The sequence below is a fragment of the Paenibacillus glucanolyticus genome (genome assembly GCF_037333485.1).
Taxonomy (GTDB): Bacteria; Bacillota; Bacilli; order Paenibacillales; family Paenibacillaceae; genus Paenibacillus_AQ; species Paenibacillus_AQ glucanolyticus.
The window spans coordinates 4,359,600-4,375,513 of sequence record NZ_CP147845.1 but is presented as its reverse complement, the minus strand read 5'-3'; the positions used below and the strand labels follow the sequence as shown (position 1 = coordinate 4,375,513).

Sequence of the window (15,914 nt, the reverse complement as noted above, 5' to 3'; positions counted from 1 at the left end):
GTATTCTTTTGTGGAATCCCTCATTTCTTTTTGCGGAGAAAGGGATTATAATAACATTAAGCCAAGTCTTAGTACCAGGTTTTAATACTTGATCTAATATGCCCCCTTCTTAACGAAATGGGCAGGTCAAGCCTGATAGTCATGGCTCACATAAAGGAGGGATCTCCATGAAAGAACATGAAACGGTTACGGCGAACAACAATAGGCATGAGCAGCTTGGACTGACCGACGGACAAGTGCTAGACATGTACAAATATATGGTACTGGCGCGAAAGTTCGATGAGCGCAACCTGCTGCTGCAGCGTGCGGGCAAAATTAATTTTCACGTATCGGGTATCGGGCAGGAGGCATGCCAGGTTGCTGCTGCTTTTGCACTGGACCGGGAGAAGGATTATTTCTTACCATACTACCGTGATTACGGATTTGTAATGGCCGTTGGCATGACGCCTCGGGAATTGATGCTGTCGGCATTTGCCAAGGCTGAAGATCCGAACAGCGGGGGACGCCAGATGCCAGGACACTTCGGCAGCAAGCGTCTGCGGATTGTGACGGGCTCAAGCCCGGTGACAACCCAGGTTCCGCATGCGGTCGGTATTGCGCTTGCCGCGAAAATGCAGAAGAAGGACTTTGTATCGTTTGTTACATTTGGTGAAGGATCAAGCAATCAGGGCGATTTTCATGAGGGCTGCAACTTTGCAGGTGTTCACAAGCTTCCTGTCATTATCATGTGTGAGAATAACCAATATGCCATCTCGGTGCCGCTTCATAAACAGATTAGCGGTAAGGTGAGCGATCGTGCTCTTGGGTATGGCTTCCCTGGTATTCGAGTAGACGGCAATGATGCGCTTGAAGTGTACGCAGCCGTGAAGGAAGCACGCGAACGTGCGATTCGCGGGGAAGGACCTACGCTGATTGAATCCATGATGTACCGTTTGTCCCCTCATTCCACATCGGATAACGATCTGGCTTACCGGACAAAAGAAGAGGTTGAAGAGAACTGGAAAAAAGACGGCGTTGCCCGCTTTAAGACCTATTTAATCGACCTTGGGCTCTGGGACGAAACACGCGATCAGGATCTGGTCGCACAATTGAATCTGGAGATCAAAGAAGCGACGGAATCTGCAGACTACTCTCCGTTTCCGAAGCCGGAAGATACGCTTCTTCACGTATATGCCGATGATGAAGGGGGCGCAGCAGAATGGCGGTAATGGAGTATATAGATGCAATTCGTCTGGCCATGAAGGAAGAGATGGAGCGTGACGAATCGGTATTCGTCCTTGGTGAGGACGTTGGCGTAAAAGGCGGCGTATTCACCACAACCAAAGGTTTAATGGACCAGTTCGGCGAAGCACGGGTGCTTGACACGCCGCTGGCAGAATCCGCGATTGCCGGCGTGGCGATTGGTGCTGCGATGTATGGCATGAAGCCGATTGCCGAGATGCAATATTCCGACTTTATGTTCCCGGCTACCAATCAGATTATTAGCGAAGCGGCAAAAATCCGCTATCGTTCCAATAACGATTGGAGCTGCCCGGTTGTCATTCGTGCACCTATTGGCGGCGGGATATTCGGGGGATTGTATCATTCCCAATGTCCGGAATCCGTTTTCTTTGGAACACCGGGACTTAAGATTGTTGCCCCGTTCTCAGCTTATGATGCCAAGGGACTGCTCAAAGCGGCTGTACGCGACCCGGACCCGGTGCTGTTCTTTGAGAATAAGAAGTGTTACAAACTAATAACCGGCGATGTTCCGGACGACGATTACGTTGTACCGATTGGCAAAGCAAATTTGCTGCGTGAAGGATCGGACATTACGGTAATCAGCTACAGCATGCCTCTGCATTTTGTTATGCAGGCTGCCGAGGAGCTTGAGAAGGAAGAGGGCATCAGCGCCCATGTCCTGGATTTGCGTACCATTCAACCGCTTGACCGGGAAGCGATTATCGAAGCAGCCCGTACAACGGGCAAAGTGCTGATCGTGCATGAGGATAATAAGACCGGCGGCGTTGGAGGGGAAGTATCCGCTATTATTGCGGAGCACTGCCTCTACGATTTGGATGCCCCGATTATGCGTCTCTGCGGTCCGGATGTACCGGCCATGCCAATCAGTCCACCGATGGAGAAGTTCTTTATGCTTAACAAGGACAAAGTCAAAGAATCCATGCGTCAATTGGCGCTTTATTAAGAACAGGGAGTTGTGAGCATGTCTGAAAATCAGAAATTGACCGATGTTACGATGCCTCAGCTGGCGGAATCCCTTGTTTCCGCGACAATTGCCAAATGGCTGAAGAAGCCGGGGGATTCCATAGAGCAGTACGAACCGATCTGCGAAGTGATTACCGATAAGGTTAATGCGGAGATTCCATCTACGCTGGATGGTGTCATGGGAGAGATTCTTGCCCAGGAAGGTCAAACCGTTAATGTAGGTGAGGTAATTTGCCGGATATCGGTTGCTTCCGCTCAGGAGGCAGCGGTGTTGTCACAGACGGCAATCAACCGAAATGCTTCCACAGCGGGTCAACCCCAAGAGGGTACTAATGAAGCGTATTCGATGCGCTCGCGTTATTCACCGGCGGTGCAGAGTCTGGCTGCAGAGCACCGGATTGACCTCTCGCAAGTACAGGGCTGCGGCATGGGTGGAAGAATAACGCGTAAGGATGTACTGGCTTATATCGAAAAAGGTGGAGCAGCCGCAAGTTATGCGGCCGAAGGAGCGGCCTTCAATCCATCGCAAGCCCCGAAAGAGACGGTACAGCATCGTTCGATGTCACCATTTGAAGGTCTGCAGCATCAGACGCCGTCGGAACCGTCGCCACCGCTCGGTACGGCTATCCCGAATGTGCGCCACTCCGGGCTGCATCTGACGGAATCGCCGAAGATTCCAACCATCGAAGTGGAGGGAATGGAGGGCGGAAGATCGGAATATTTTATTGACGTTACTCCAATGCGCAATGCAATCGCTAGAAATATGCGTCAAAGCGTGACGGAAATCCCGCACGCCTGGACCATGATTGAAGTAGATGTGACCAACATTGTGCTGCTTCGCAATCAGCTGAAGGACGAGTTTAAGCGCAAGGAAGGAGTTAATCTCACCTACCTGGCCTTCTTGCTCAAAGCCGTTGTGAACGCAATTAAAGATTATCCGATCATGAATTCCTTCTGGGCAGTGGATAAAATCGTGGTGAAGCGCGATATCAATCTATCACTGGCAGTCGGAACAGAGGATTCCGTGCTGACGCCGGTTATTCATCGTGCCGATCAGAAGAACATTGCGGGATTGGCAAGAGAGATCGAGGAGCTGGCACGCAAGACACGCGAGGGCAAGCTTAAGCTGGACGATATGCAGGGCGGGACGTTTACGGTAAACAATACGGGATCCTTCGGTTCGATTCTGTCGTATCCGATCATCAACTACCCGCAGGCGGCGATTCTGACCTTTGAATCCATCGTTAAAAAGCCGGTTGTCATCAATGACATGATTGCTGTTCGCTCGATGGCGAATCTGTGTCTGTCTCTGGATCATCGGATTTTGGATGGCGTCATCTGCGGAAGGTTCCTGCAGCGTGTTAAAGATAACCTCGAAGGTTATACCTTGGATACAAAGCTCTACTAAAAATTGCCGTTTTTTTCGTATGAAGTCAGTGGCATAAAGTTTTCATTAGGTTAGTCGGAACCCTATGAAAGAAGGCGTGAGCAGATGAATAAACCGTTAGACGTATCGTATACGCCAATTGTAGATTATGGTATGGCCTGGGAACTTCAGAAATTGCATGTTTCTGCCATTGATCAAGGGGAGCGTCACGAAAGTTTGATGCTCCTTCAGCATCCTCCAACCTATACGATGGGTTCACAGCGCCATCCGGAGCATTTGCTGCTTAGTAAAGAGGAGCTGGAGAAACAGGGAATCGGCCTGTTTGAAATTGATCGTGGCGGAGATATTACATATCATGGACCAGGGCAGCTGGTCGGATATCCGCTGCTGCTTCTGGATGGCGGGAAGAATTTGAATCTGCACGGATTTCTTCGCGATGTGGAACAGGTTATTATTGATTACCTGGCCTCCTATCATATTGAAGCAGGGCGCAAACCCGAATATACCGGGGTATGGGTAGGGGATTCGAAAATCTGCGCAATTGGCGTTAAGTTTAATAAATGTCGACAGCATCGCGGATTTGTGACGAGCCACGGGTTTGCGTTTAATATTAAATCCGGAATTGCCGACGCGGGCTTCTCAGGCATCATTCCATGCGGAATACAGGAATTTGGTGTAACTTCGCTGGAGGATTGTACGGGGCATACGTTTGAAGTAGAGGAAGTAGCCCGGGAGATCGTGCCTTACTTCACCCGGGTATTTCCATATGAGGCTCATTGGTTGTAAACGGGAGCTGTGAGTAGCGGCAAGGCCTTAACGAAGGAACAAAGGCTCAAGTACAATCAGAAGCGTTGATCCGATCATAGCAATCAGCATAAGATAGATAACAATTCGAAACCACTTTTTACGTTGCATGGTGTAACTCCTTTGAAATAGGTTTAATGATGAACAAGACTTGCATCTGCATCATCGATTTAAGAAATGGATATAAGGATATTGTATCGTATCTGCGAAAGAGAGGGAAGTCTAGTGATTTCAGAAGAACGTATCATTCGAGAGTTTATGGAATTAGTTCAGGTGGATAGCGAAACGAAACATGAAGAAGAGATCTCGAAAGTGCTTAAAGATAAATTTACCCGTCTTGGATTTGATGTCACCGAAGATGATGCAAAGGAAAAAACAGGTCACGGCGCGGGTAATTTGATTATTACCTGGAAAGCGGATCAGGCTGCTGAACAAACGCCTAAATTGCTCTTTACCTGCCACATGGATACCGTAACACCCGGTAAAGGCATCAAACCCGTACTTGGTGAAGACGGCTGGATTCGAAGCGACGGCACGACCATTCTCGGCGCGGACGACAAAGCGGGAATCGCAGCACTTCTGGAGGGTATTCGGGTAATCCAGGAAAATAACATTCCCCACGGACAAATCCAGTTTGTGATTACGGTAGGTGAGGAGTCGGGGCTGGTCGGAGCCCGTGCGCTCGATCCCGATTATTTGGACGCGGATATCGGGTTTGCCCTCGATTCCAATGGCGAATTGGGTTCGATTGCTGTTGCAGCGCCAACCCAGGCAAAAATCAAGATGATTATCAAAGGAAAATCTGCTCATGCAGGTGTCAATCCGGAGGATGGCATCAGTGCAATTCAAGTGGCTTCCAAAGCCATATCGAAAATGAAGCTGGGACGCATCGACAAGGAAACCACGGCGAACATCGGCAAGTTTCAGGGCGGGGGCGCAACGAATATCGTGTGCGACCATGTTCAGATTGATGCGGAAGCGCGCAGCATCGTTCAGGAGAAAGTGGATAAACAAGTCAATGATATGCGTGAGGCGCTCGAGACCACGGTTCGCGAATACAACGCCAATTGCGAGTTCATCAGCGAAATCGTTTATCCAGCATTCAGTTTTAATGAACATGATGAGGTTGTTCAGCTGGCACAGCGTGCCATCCGTGGATTAGGTTTCCCAACCCGAACCTTCCAGTCCGGCGGTGGCAGTGATGCCAACATTTTCAATGGTCTTGGCATTCCAACCGTCAATTTGGCCATCGGATATCAAGAAATCCATACCACGCAGGAACGCATTCAAGCGGCTGATCTGGTAAAAGCTGCCCAGATTGTCGTAGGGATTATCCAAGAAACGGCTAAGGCTTAGTTGATAGGAATACAATAAAAGAGCCCGAGGCAGACGATGAAGTCCGCTTCGGGCTTTTATTGTGAATTTATCTATCAGTTCAAGAATGACATCGTCAACGAATTGCCTTCTATTCGTCTCTGTGCAGGCGACCAGGTAGTATGCCAGTTCGTGCTTTCTACAACATGCAGCGCGGCATGGATGCTGTCCATGTATTGCTCGATTTCCTTCCGCGCAGGTTCTGATGGATACTGCTCCTCCAGTCGTGAGGAGAGGGATATCAAGGCAGATTGTAAATAACAGGCAGCTTCGCCGAATCGCGTCTCGGTGTGTTCAGGATAAGACCGTCTTAGCTGCTCCAGCAAGGATGCGGCTTCATCGTATTTTCCTTGGTCATACAGACTCTCTGCCGCTATAAAACATACGTTCATACTATAGCTGCCATGTTCTTGGAGAGGGAGCGCTTCCAATTGATTTATTTTGGATACAGCGAGTCCCCTGTAACCTTCATAATAAAGAAAACAGATCAGTGCATAATCAGTGTGATCGCTGCAATCCGAAAGCAGCTCCTCGGCTACTGATACCATGCCAAGTGATATGGCGGTACGGGCTAACTCAAGCAATTCGGACATGATGATGAACCTGTCCGGAGCTCTACCTTCCCATTTCCACTCACAGAGCTGTCTGATTCTAGCCAAGTGATTCCTTTCGGCTGCTCTCGGGCAGGCCTGCTCTCCTTGGCTGTTCTTGGAGCCATGCAGATAACTGTCAATAAGCTCTATGGCCTCAGGCAGCTGATCGGTCATAATGAGACAGGACACGTATGGGATGCAGGTATCGGGATTCAAGTTCTCCTGATTGGCAAAACAGAGGGAAGCAAAAGGGTAAGCTCCGATGTAATACAACGACCTGCCAACCATTGCATGGGATGCGGGAAAGCGGTTCGTTTCAGCCAATAGCTGCTCATATATAACCTCATCGGTCGTCCCTTGCAGAAGCAGAAGGGCTGCCCAGTGATTGAGCGCCTCCTGAGCATATGTACCCGCGTGATGCAGGACGGTCTTAAAGGCCTCCTCAGATTTGTGGAAGGCGCGCATACGCATGCTTAATAACCCGTACTCAAGCCAGCTTAGGTCAATCTCTTTCCATCCGGAACGGGTATTGTCAGTTGGATCGGACTTCGCAGCTTCCTTGAAACTTTCCAGAGCTTTATCGAGATACCCGCGTCTTTTGTACCATTTTCCGCGTTCATAATCAGTTGATGGTGGATTTGTAATTGGTTCGGATTCAATAATAGGTAATTGTCGCATGTCGAAGCCTCCCAATGGTATAACACCCGTTTAGGTGAAAAGGTCATGGTCTATATTCGAAAAAAACAGAAAAAAGTCGAAAAATAGGTCTTAGAACCTAATTCTTTGTCCCGCTTTCGCGTTTATTTATTGTATTTTTTGAAATAATATCCATAACTCTCGTCTCTGAGCCCCATTGCTCCTGCCACTGCTTCAGCATAATCCGAATCTGCCAGGCCTGTCCTACCAAATGAATCGAATGGTCTCCTTTATAGCTTTTCATGGGTGTTACCTTCTTTCTGCGGAATTTTGATATAATACACCTTATGCAATAGCATGGTCAGACATGCCGTTTTTAAACAAAGGAGGTCATTTTATGAGCGATATCGGCAGTAAGAACCGGGAAGCTTCGGATAAATTGCTGGAAGAAACCACGTTGTCTTCTCAATCGATTTTTGAAGGGAAAATTATCTCGCTGCAGGTGGACACGGTGAAACTTCCGGATGGACAGACCGCTAGCCGTGAAGTTGTCCGGCATCCGGGTGCGGTCGCCGTGCTGGCATTAAAAGGCGACACAATGCTGGCTGTGAATCAGTACAGGCAGCCGCTGGGCCGCTGCGAGGTTGAAATACCTGCGGGCAAGCTGGAGCGTGGGGAGGATCCTCTGGAGGCTGCCAAGCGCGAACTTCAGGAAGAGACGGGGTATACCTGCGGTTCCATTCGGAAGCTTCATTCCTTTTACACGTCACCGGGCTTTGCGGATGAAATCATTCATTTGTATTTGGCGGAAGATCTCGTTAGCGGCGATATGAATCCGGATGAGGATGAATTTATAGAAATGATGGAAATTACGCTGGAAGAAGCTTATTCCCTCATTCAAGAAGAGAGGATCAGCGATGCGAAGACCATCCTGGCTGTGTATGCCTGGAATATGTACAAACTGACAGGGAAAATCTGATATGCTGTCATCTTTAGAACAGACAACGGCCCGGAAGCTTCATTCTTTTTATGGTGATATGCATATTCACATCGGACGCACGAGCAGCGGGCAAGCTGTGAAAATAAGCGCAAGCAACAATCTGACCTTTGAGAATATTGCCATCGAGGCATCGGAGCGAAAAGGCATCCAGATGATTGGCATCATCGATTGCCACTCTCCTTCGGTGCAGGAGGATATTATCCAGTGTCTCGACAGTGGAGCCATGCAAGAGATCGATGGCGGAGGGATAGCGTACCGGGATACGGTCATCCTGCTTGGCAGCGAGATCGAAATTCGTGAAAGCGGCCGTGGTGCAGCCCATGTGCTGGCCTATTTTCCAGATCTGGGTACGATGCAGGATTTCACCGTCTGGATGGCGAGATCTATGAAAAATGTGCAGCTGAGCTCTCAGCGCATCTACGTTACTCCGCGTGAATTGCAGCAGGAGATTGTTGACCGCGGCGGTTTGCTGGTGCCTGCACATGTGTTTACGCCTCATAAGGGGCTGTATGGCAGCATGGCGGATCGTATGAGCGAGGTATTCGACCTGAACGGGATCGCCGGAATCGAGCTTGGGCTCAGTGCGGACTCCTCGATGGCAGGGCGGATAAGCGAGCTGGACGGTTATTCCTTTCTGACCAACTCCGATGCCCATTCGCTTGGTAAGATCGGCAGGGAGTATAACCGAATTGACATGGCTGAGCCTTCTTTTGCGGAATTCCGAATGGCACTCGAGGCCAAGGACGGGAGGAAAATCAGCGCAAACTACGGGCTTAATCCCCGACTGGGAAAATACCATCGGACCTATTGCAGCGGATGCAATAGCATTCTGGATGAGGGCAGTGATATAAAAGAAATGAAGCGCTGCCCATACTGCGGCAGCACCAAGTTGGTACAGGGGGTATTTGATCGGATTCTTCATGTCTCGGATCGTGAAGAACCCGTGATTCCCCTCAGCCGACCGGAGTATCACTATCAGGTTCCGCTAGAATTCATTCCCGGGCTTGGCAAATCCGCCATGTCGAAGCTGCTGCAAGCCTTTGGAACGGAAATGAATATCCTTCATCAGGCGACGGAGGCAGAGCTTGCGGCAGTTGCCGGCGATCAGCTGGCGGCAAGCATTGTCATGGCCCGAAACGGGACGCTGTCCCTGTCGGCAGGCGGGGGAGGCACTTACGGGAAAGTGCTTCGATAAATCCACGGGACTCTCTTTCATTCACCGAAAGTCATAGAAGAAGGACGAGTGTCATAGAGTAGAGTAGAGACGCAGAAAGGAGACTCTATTCTATGTCATCATTCCGCCAAGCCTTTAAGGATCAGACTACGCTCTATGTGTTTGTTGCCGTCCTGTTCTTAGTCGGCGTACTGTTTGGAGCGTTGATGGTCAATGCACTTTCACTGGAGCAGCAGCAGGAAATGGCCCGATATTTGAATCACTTTTTTGTTAACGTGCAGGACGGTGGAGAAGCCATGAGTCAATCTTCTTACTGGAGCATCGCAGCCCTTCATCTGAAATGGATCGGCTTGATATGGATTCTGGGATTGTCCGTCATCGGACTTCCTGGAATATTGATATTGGATTTCTTAAAGGGAGTTCTTATCGGGTTCACGGTCGGTTATTTGGTCGGGCAATATTCGTGGAAAGGACTGCTGTTTGCCCTGGTGTCGATTGCGCCGCAAAATTTGCTGATTATTCCGGTGCTCATGATGTGCAGTGTAGCAGCAATCACCTTCTCTCTATATATCATCAGAGACCGTTTTATTATGAATCGCGGCGGCAGCATGATGAAGCCATTTGCATCTTATGCTTTGTTGACGTTCTGCATGGTCCTGCTGACACTCGGAGTTGCATCCTTTGAAACCTGGGTTACCCCTGTTATGATGCGCTGGGTCACTCCAATGTTGCTTTAATCCGCGAATTTTTCCATATAGCAAAACCGTTTGACTTTGTTTGTCAAATCCCCCTATAATGAAGGAAGTGAACAATAACGTGCAGTGATTTCCAAGGGGGAGGGAAACGATGGAAGCGCGGATCGACAAAATTAAGCAGCAGCTACAATCCCAAGGATACAAATTAACGCCCCAACGGGAAGCCACGGTAAGCGTATTGTTGGAAAATGAAGACGACCACCTTAGCGCAGAGGATGTATTTATGCTCGTGAAAGAGAAGGCTCCGGAGATCGGTCTGGCAACCGTGTACCGTACCCTAGAGCTGCTCAGTGAGCTTCATGTTGTAGAGAAGATAAATTTTGGCGATGGTGTCGCCCGTTATGACTTGCGGACGGATACTTCGAAGCATCACCATCACCATTTGATATGTACTCAATGTGGAAGCATGGATGAGATACGCGAGGATTGGCTCGGCCCTTTGGAAGAGCGGTTGGAGCGAGAGTTCAACTTTACCGTTCATGACCATCGGCTTGATTTCCATGGCATATGCTACCGTTGCAAAGAGAAGGGCAAGAATGACCAGGACAAATCATAAATTTTATATCAATTAACCAAACAGCAGTGATGACGATCACGGCAAGCCCTCTACGGCGGTAAGCCGGGAGGGTTTTTTAGATAGCAATCCTATAATCATAAACATGCACGCATCTGTTTCGTTCACATAAGAGCATTCCATCTGTACCATTTACAAGTACGTCGTCAGACGTTTTTTTTATTCTTCAAAATATCAGATGCCTTTACCTTATTCCGTATAGGAAAATAAGGGTCATGTCGTCATAATCCTGCAGCTTGTATCATAGGCTTTACGTGATGCGATACCTGGAATACCAGCTTTCATATCGCGATGATGAAAGAGAGGCGCTGCATGTGATTATATCGATTCGGAAAATAGGCTCACTGATCCGTTTTATTTCGATGTTTGCCGTTCTGGCGATGTTTTTTTATTTTGTGCTGGGCTGGGTAAGCGACTGGCTGACCCCGATGGATCCTTACAGTGCACCTTCGGGCCAAGCTGTAAAGGCATTTCAGCCTGAAAGCACCATGGATTCCCGGTATTCGCCGGCGGAACGCCTGCGATTGTATTATTGGTACGGGGAATGACTGTGTTTTTTTAGGTGCACGGAATAGGAGATAAAGTGATCATGAAGCAATATCTGGACGAATATGTAACCTATTTGGAAGAAGTGAAGAGACTGTCCCGGAGCACGATTGAATCCTACCGGGCAGACCTTAACGGATTTATTGAATATGCAGCGGACAGGGAAGTGACCCATCCACAGGATGTGAACCGGACGGTGTTGGGATTGTATTTGGGAAGACTGAGGCAGCAGGGCAAGGCGGCATCGAGCCAGCTTCGCTGCACGGCTTCCCTGAGGTCCTTTTTTCAATATCTGGTGCGTCAATCAGTTATCGGACAAGACCCAACCCAGCTGCTGGATCGTCCCAAGCCGGAACGGAAGCCTCCACAGGCTTTAACCATTGAGCAGGTGGACAAGCTTCTGTCCGCCCCGGATTCCGACACGCCGCAGGGGGCAAGGGACAGGGCGATGCTGGAACTGCTCTATGCCTCAGGCATCAAGGTTTCGGAGCTGGTCTCACTCAGCATTCATGACCTGAATATGGAGATGCGATTTTTGCGCTGTGCCGTACCCGGGGGGAAGGAGCGTATTCTTCCGATCAGCCAGATTGCAGCCCAGAGTGTGGCTTATTATATGCGTGATATGCGGAGCCAGCTTATAAGAGATGCCGAGGAAGAGGCATTATTCCTGAATTCACTGGGTACCCGCTTGACACGGCAGGGATTTTGGAAAATTATTAAAAAGTACGGCAAGCTGGCCGAAATCGATGAGGAAATAACGCCGCATACCCTTCGCCATTCCTTTGCCATACATTTGCTGCAGAATGGTGCCGATTTACGCTCCGTTCAGGAAATGCTGGGTCACTCGGCATTATCCACCACGGGCATGTATCAATCCACCAAGAAGAGCATGAAGGAAGTTTATGATCATTACCACCCGAGATCTTAAGGACCGCAACATGTCCACTGATCTACAACTTATTTTCAGTTAGGAGAGGTATTAACATGAGTTCAGTTAATCAACAGAGCATTAAGGAAGCAGCAGCTTACATACGCGAACAGAATGGCGTTCAGCCCGAGGTTGGCCTGATTCTGGGTTCGGGACTCGGTGTCCTGGCCGAATTGATTCAGGACCCGGTTTCGATCCCATACACCGACATTCCGCATTTTCCGGTATCGACGGTAGAAGGTCATGAAGGGGAGCTGCTCCTGGGCACGATTCACAACCGACCTGTGGTCATGATGAAGGGCCGTTTCCACATGTATGAAGGTTATGGTCCGGAAGTGACGGCGTTCCCGGTACGGGTCATGAAAGAGCTGGGCGTGAAGAGTTTGCTCGTTACCAATGCGGCAGGCGGTATCAATACCTCCTTCGAGCCGGGCGACCTTATGCTGATCTCCGATCATTTGAACATGACGGGAACCAGTCCGTTAATCGGACCTAACGATCCTGAGCTTGGCGTACGGTTCCCGGATATGTCGCAGGCCTACAGCCGGAAGCTCCGTCAGTTGGCAAAAGAAGTAGCCGTGAGTCAGAGCGTTGTTCTTAGAGAAGGGGTTTATGCCGGCTTGCTTGGGCCAACCTATGAAACGCCGGCTGAAATTGTCATGCTGCGCACACTGGGCGCGGATGCGGTAGGCATGTCAACGGTATCTGAGGTGATTGTGGCCAGACATGCGGGGCTTGAGGTGCTGGGCATCTCCTGCATCAGCAACATGGCAGCAGGTATTCTGGATCAGCCGCTTTCCCATGATGAGGTTATGGAGACAGCAGAGAAGGTTCGCGAGAAATTCCTTGCGCTTGTGTTGGCCATTATCCCGAAAATGTAATATTTCCAAGTACAAGGCTGTACTCTAGTAGATGCGAATCTACCGGAGTACGGCCTTTTTGCTATGCTCCCGAAAGTATAGAGTCCTAACTTTTCCGTAAAATACTGGAATAATTTGTTTTCATCCTGACGACAATGAATAGCAGACCCGTATACTTGCGGGATGCCATTACGAATGTCAGGAGGGGACGGAATTGAAAAAAGCGTTGATCGCTGGATTCCTTGTTCTATTTGTTGGGTTGTCCAGTACGGCTGTTCCAAGTTATGCAGAAGAAAATAGTAAAACCGGCGAAGGGTCATCTCAAGAGGAACTGGCGCCTAGTGCTCGTTCCGCCATATTGCTGGATGCGGATACCGGAACCATTATTTATGAAAAAAACAGCCATGATAAGCTGCCTCCGGCCAGCATCACCAAGATTATGACGATGCTGCTTACGATGGAGGCCATTGATGCGGGACGATTGCAGTGGACGGATAAGGTACGTACCAGTGAATATGCTGCCTCCATGGGTGGATCGCAGATTTTTCTTGAGCCTGGGGAAGAAATGACCGTTGATGAAATGCTGAAAGGCATTGCCATGGCATCAGGCAATGACGCTTCTGTTGCGATGGCGGAGAAGCTTGCCGGTTCCGAACAAGGTTTTGTCAAGATGATGAATGACAAAGCGGCTGAGCTGGGAATGAAAGATACGCATTTTGTGAATTGCAACGGACTTCCGGCAGAGAATCACTATACTTCAGCTCATGACATCGCGGTCATGAGCAGGGAATTGCTGAAATATGAGCAGATCACCAAATATACAGGCTCGTACCAGGATTATTTGCGAAAGGATTCGCAAAAGCCGTTCTGGCTGGTGAACACCAATAAGCTGGTTCGTTTCTACACAGGTGCAGACGGCCTGAAAACCGGATATACGTCAGAGGCTAAATTCTGTTTGTCCGCAACGGCCAAACGGGATGGACTGCGCGCAGTAGCCGTTGTCATGGGAGCTCCTGACACCAAGACGCGGAATAATGAAGTATCCCGTATGTTTGACTATGCGTTCGCTCAATACACGATGCATTCTATCTATAAGCCAGGCGAAGTATTGGGCATCGTGAAGGTTCAGAAAGGAAATGTGCCGGAACTGTCCATTCAAGCGGACAGAGACTACAGCGTGCTTGTGAAGAAGGGCGTAAAGGACCCGGATATCCGTCATGAAATTCAGATGGATCAGAATGTGAAGGCTCCTGTTTCCGCCGGACAAGTCATCGGCAAGCTCTTGGTCTATCAGGGGGACCGACTGGTGAAGGAGTTTGAGCTGACATCTCCGGTTGAGGTGAAGAAGGCAGGCTTCTGGAAGCTGTTCAAACGGACAACCGGCAAGTTGTTTCATGTAGATTAATGGGAGTTTTCTTCTAGTTTTGTCGTGATGCAGGAATGTCTTTTTCAAATGTAGAAATCTTTGTTCATGTCAGGGAGGAGAGTGAGCAAACATGAATCTGCAGGTTGAGATGGAGCATCACAGGCATATTCTGATCGTCCGTCTATCCGGGGAACTGGATCATCACACGGCCGATCATGTCCGGATGCAGCTGGAAGAAGCCATTCAGAGACGTCAAACAGAGCACTTGGTGCTGAGCTTAAAGGAATTGGACTTTATGGACAGCTCAGGTCTCGGGGTCATCCTGGGACGCTATAAATTCATCAAGCAAAAGGGTGGAAAGATGGCGGTATGCGATGTGAAGCCGCAAGTTTACCGCTTGCTTGAAATGTCGGGGCTGTTCAAAATCATGCCGATATATGAGAACGAGGGTACGGCACTCTCGGGTTTGGAGGTAGTGTCATGAGTGAAGGAAGAGCACAGCATAATTTTATGACTCTGCAGTTTGCCGCAAAGTCGGAAAACGAATCCTTTGCCCGTGTCGCCGTAGCTGCGTTCATCTCCCAGTTGGATCCTAACATGGATGAGCTCAGTGACCTGAAAACGGTGGTTTCCGAAGCGGTCACGAACAGCATCATCCATGGCTATGACAGCGATCCGGTGGGCGTTGTCAAGATTGAGGCTTCGATTGACGGGGATATGATCACGCTGCGCGTTGAGGATTCGGGTCGAGGCATTGAAGATTTGGAAATGGCCAAGCAGCCGCTTTATACATCCAAGCCGGAGCTGGAGCGATCCGGCATGGGATTCACGATCATGGAGAATTTCATGGACGAATTTGAAGTGGTCAGCGAACCAGGCAGCGGTACGTCGATCAAAATGAAAAAGAGGATCGAATCTAAGAAAGCTTTATATAATTAGGGGTTGGACAAATGGATGCCGATGTGAAGAAAACTTCGCAGACTTATTTGGACGACGCGGAGGTCAAACGACTCATTGCACTTAGCCAAAGTGGGGATAATGTCGCCCGGGATACGCTCGTCAACTGTAATATTCGTCTTGTCTGGTCTGTCGTTCAGCGGTTCATGAACCGGGGGTATGAGCCTGATGATCTATTTCAAATCGGCTGTATCGGTCTCCTGAAGTCAGTGGACAAGTTCGATCTCAGTTATGACGTAAAGTTCTCTACCTATGCCGTACCGATGATTATCGGAGAAATTCAGCGTTTCTTGAGAGACGACGGGACCCTGAAGGTCAGCCGGTCGCTCAAGGAAATGGCGAACAAAGTCAGGAAGAAGCGGGACGAGCTGTCCAAGCAGCTGGATCGTCTGCCTACGGTGAAAGAGGTTGCCGAAGAGTTAGGGGTAACACCAGAGGAAGTGGTGTTTGCCCAGGAGGCGAATAAACCGCCGACCTCGATTCATGAAACCGTATTTGAGAATGACGGAGATCCCATTACGCTGATGGATCAGATAGCCGATGAATCGCAGGAACGATGGTTCGACAAGCTGGCCTTGAACGAAGCGATAGGCGGCTTGACCGAGAGGGAGCGGCTCATTGTGTATCTGAGGTATTACCGGGATCAGACACAGTCGGAAGTTGCCAGCCGGCTGGGGATATCCCAGGTACAGGTATCGCGGCTTGAGAAAAAAATATTGCAGAGCATTCGAAACGAGATTGCGCAGTAGCGCTTC

General features: G+C 49.3%; 19 protein-coding genes. 16 read left to right on the top strand and 3 right to left on the bottom strand.

Annotation, left to right across the window (positions count from 1 at the left end; all coding sequences use genetic code 11):
* The first annotated feature begins 167 nt into the window (after window positions 1-167).
* The 4 genes from WDY75_RS20575 to lipB all read left to right on the top strand — a co-directional run bounded on the left by WDY75_RS20575 (window position 168) and on the right by lipB (window position 4,378).
* Window positions 168-1,208 carry a thiamine pyrophosphate-dependent dehydrogenase E1 component subunit alpha gene (locus WDY75_RS20575; protein WP_063479111.1) on the top strand — a complete coding sequence of 347 codons (1,041 nt, stop codon included), beginning with the start codon at window positions 168-170 and terminating at the stop codon, window positions 1,206-1,208.
* Window positions 1,199-2,185 (top strand): alpha-ketoacid dehydrogenase subunit beta, encoded by a 987-nt coding sequence (locus WDY75_RS20570; RefSeq protein ID WP_063479112.1) that lies wholly within the window; start codon window positions 1,199-1,201, stop codon window positions 2,183-2,185. The genes WDY75_RS20575 and WDY75_RS20570 overlap by 10 nt, the downstream gene beginning before the upstream one ends.
* Before the next feature lie 18 nt (window positions 2,186-2,203).
* On the top strand, window positions 2,204-3,613 hold the full coding sequence (locus tag WDY75_RS20565; protein ID WP_063479113.1) for a dihydrolipoamide acetyltransferase family protein: 1,410 nt from the start codon (window positions 2,204-2,206) through the stop codon (window positions 3,611-3,613).
* An 84-nt stretch (window positions 3,614-3,697) separates the two neighbouring features.
* Window positions 3,698-4,378, top strand: coding sequence for a lipoyl(octanoyl) transferase LipB (lipB, locus tag WDY75_RS20560; protein WP_036636785.1), 681 nt, complete (start codon window positions 3,698-3,700; stop codon window positions 4,376-4,378).
* Window positions 4,379-4,405: 27 nt separating this feature from the next.
* Here lipB and prli42 read toward each other — a convergent pair whose 3' ends face one another.
* Window positions 4,406-4,507 carry a stressosome-associated protein Prli42 gene (gene prli42 / locus WDY75_RS20555; RefSeq protein WP_006209398.1) on the bottom strand — a complete coding sequence of 34 codons (102 nt, stop codon included), beginning with the start codon at window positions 4,505-4,507 and terminating at the stop codon, window positions 4,406-4,408.
* A 114-nt stretch (window positions 4,508-4,621) separates the two neighbouring features.
* Between prli42 and WDY75_RS20550 the strand changes: the two genes are divergently transcribed.
* A complete protein-coding gene (locus WDY75_RS20550; RefSeq protein WP_036636787.1) occupies window positions 4,622-5,752 on the top strand; it encodes a tripeptidase T in 1,131 nt (376 codons plus the stop codon).
* 74 nt (window positions 5,753-5,826) lie between these two features.
* Here WDY75_RS20550 and WDY75_RS20545 read toward each other — a convergent pair whose 3' ends face one another.
* Both WDY75_RS20545 and mciZ read right to left on the bottom strand, forming a co-directional pair.
* Window positions 5,827-7,041 carry a tetratricopeptide repeat protein gene (locus tag WDY75_RS20545; protein ID WP_063479114.1) on the bottom strand — a complete coding sequence of 405 codons (1,215 nt, stop codon included), beginning with the start codon at window positions 7,039-7,041 and terminating at the stop codon, window positions 5,827-5,829.
* Window positions 7,042-7,138: 97 nt separating this feature from the next.
* Window positions 7,139-7,303: a Z-ring formation inhibitor MciZ gene (gene mciZ, locus WDY75_RS20540; protein WP_082834326.1), complete on the bottom strand. Its 165-nt coding sequence runs from the start codon at window positions 7,301-7,303 to the stop codon at window positions 7,139-7,141.
* Between the two features lie 93 nt (window positions 7,304-7,396).
* Here mciZ and WDY75_RS20535 point away from each other — a divergent pair, with 93 nt between their 5' ends.
* The 11 genes from WDY75_RS20535 (at window position 7,397) to sigF (ending at window position 15,908) form a co-directional block, all read left to right on the top strand.
* Window positions 7,397-7,978, top strand: a complete 582-nt coding sequence (locus tag WDY75_RS20535; RefSeq protein ID WP_036636793.1) for an NUDIX domain-containing protein — start codon at window positions 7,397-7,399, stop codon at window positions 7,976-7,978.
* A 1-nt stretch (window position 7,979) separates the two neighbouring features.
* Window positions 7,980-9,194, top strand: a complete 1,215-nt coding sequence (locus WDY75_RS20530; RefSeq protein ID WP_063479115.1) for an endonuclease Q family protein — start codon at window positions 7,980-7,982, stop codon at window positions 9,192-9,194.
* Window positions 9,195-9,286: 92 nt separating this feature from the next.
* Window positions 9,287-9,910 (top strand): stage II sporulation protein M, encoded by a 624-nt coding sequence (spoIIM, locus tag WDY75_RS20525; RefSeq protein ID WP_006209404.1) that lies wholly within the window; start codon window positions 9,287-9,289, stop codon window positions 9,908-9,910.
* A gap of 109 nt (window positions 9,911-10,019) precedes the next feature.
* Complete coding sequence (locus WDY75_RS20520; RefSeq protein WP_006209405.1) at window positions 10,020-10,484, top strand: Fur family transcriptional regulator; 465 nt, start codon at window positions 10,020-10,022, stop codon at window positions 10,482-10,484.
* Between the two features lie 332 nt (window positions 10,485-10,816).
* Window positions 10,817-11,050: a YqzK family protein gene (locus WDY75_RS20515; RefSeq protein WP_036637025.1), complete on the top strand. Its 234-nt coding sequence runs from the start codon at window positions 10,817-10,819 to the stop codon at window positions 11,048-11,050.
* A gap of 41 nt (window positions 11,051-11,091) precedes the next feature.
* Complete coding sequence (locus WDY75_RS20510; RefSeq protein WP_063479116.1) at window positions 11,092-11,976, top strand: tyrosine recombinase; 885 nt, start codon at window positions 11,092-11,094, stop codon at window positions 11,974-11,976.
* 56 nt (window positions 11,977-12,032) lie between these two features.
* On the top strand, window positions 12,033-12,857 hold the full coding sequence (locus WDY75_RS20505) for a purine-nucleoside phosphorylase (protein ID WP_006209408.1): 825 nt from the start codon (window positions 12,033-12,035) through the stop codon (window positions 12,855-12,857).
* Between the two features lie 193 nt (window positions 12,858-13,050).
* Window positions 13,051-14,241, top strand: coding sequence for a D-alanyl-D-alanine carboxypeptidase family protein (locus WDY75_RS20500; RefSeq protein WP_006209409.1), 1,191 nt, complete (start codon window positions 13,051-13,053; stop codon window positions 14,239-14,241).
* 91 nt (window positions 14,242-14,332) lie between these two features.
* Entirely contained in the window at window positions 14,333-14,686 is a 354-nt protein-coding gene (gene spoIIAA, locus WDY75_RS20495; protein WP_006209410.1) for an anti-sigma F factor antagonist, read from the top strand.
* Window positions 14,683-15,141, top strand: a complete 459-nt coding sequence (gene spoIIAB, locus WDY75_RS20490; RefSeq protein ID WP_006209411.1) for an anti-sigma F factor — start codon at window positions 14,683-14,685, stop codon at window positions 15,139-15,141. The genes spoIIAA and spoIIAB overlap by 4 nt, the downstream gene beginning before the upstream one ends.
* An 11-nt stretch (window positions 15,142-15,152) precedes the next feature.
* Window positions 15,153-15,908, top strand: coding sequence for an RNA polymerase sporulation sigma factor SigF (sigF, locus tag WDY75_RS20485; protein WP_006209412.1), 756 nt, complete (start codon window positions 15,153-15,155; stop codon window positions 15,906-15,908).
* Window positions 15,909-15,914: the final 6 nt, after the last annotated feature.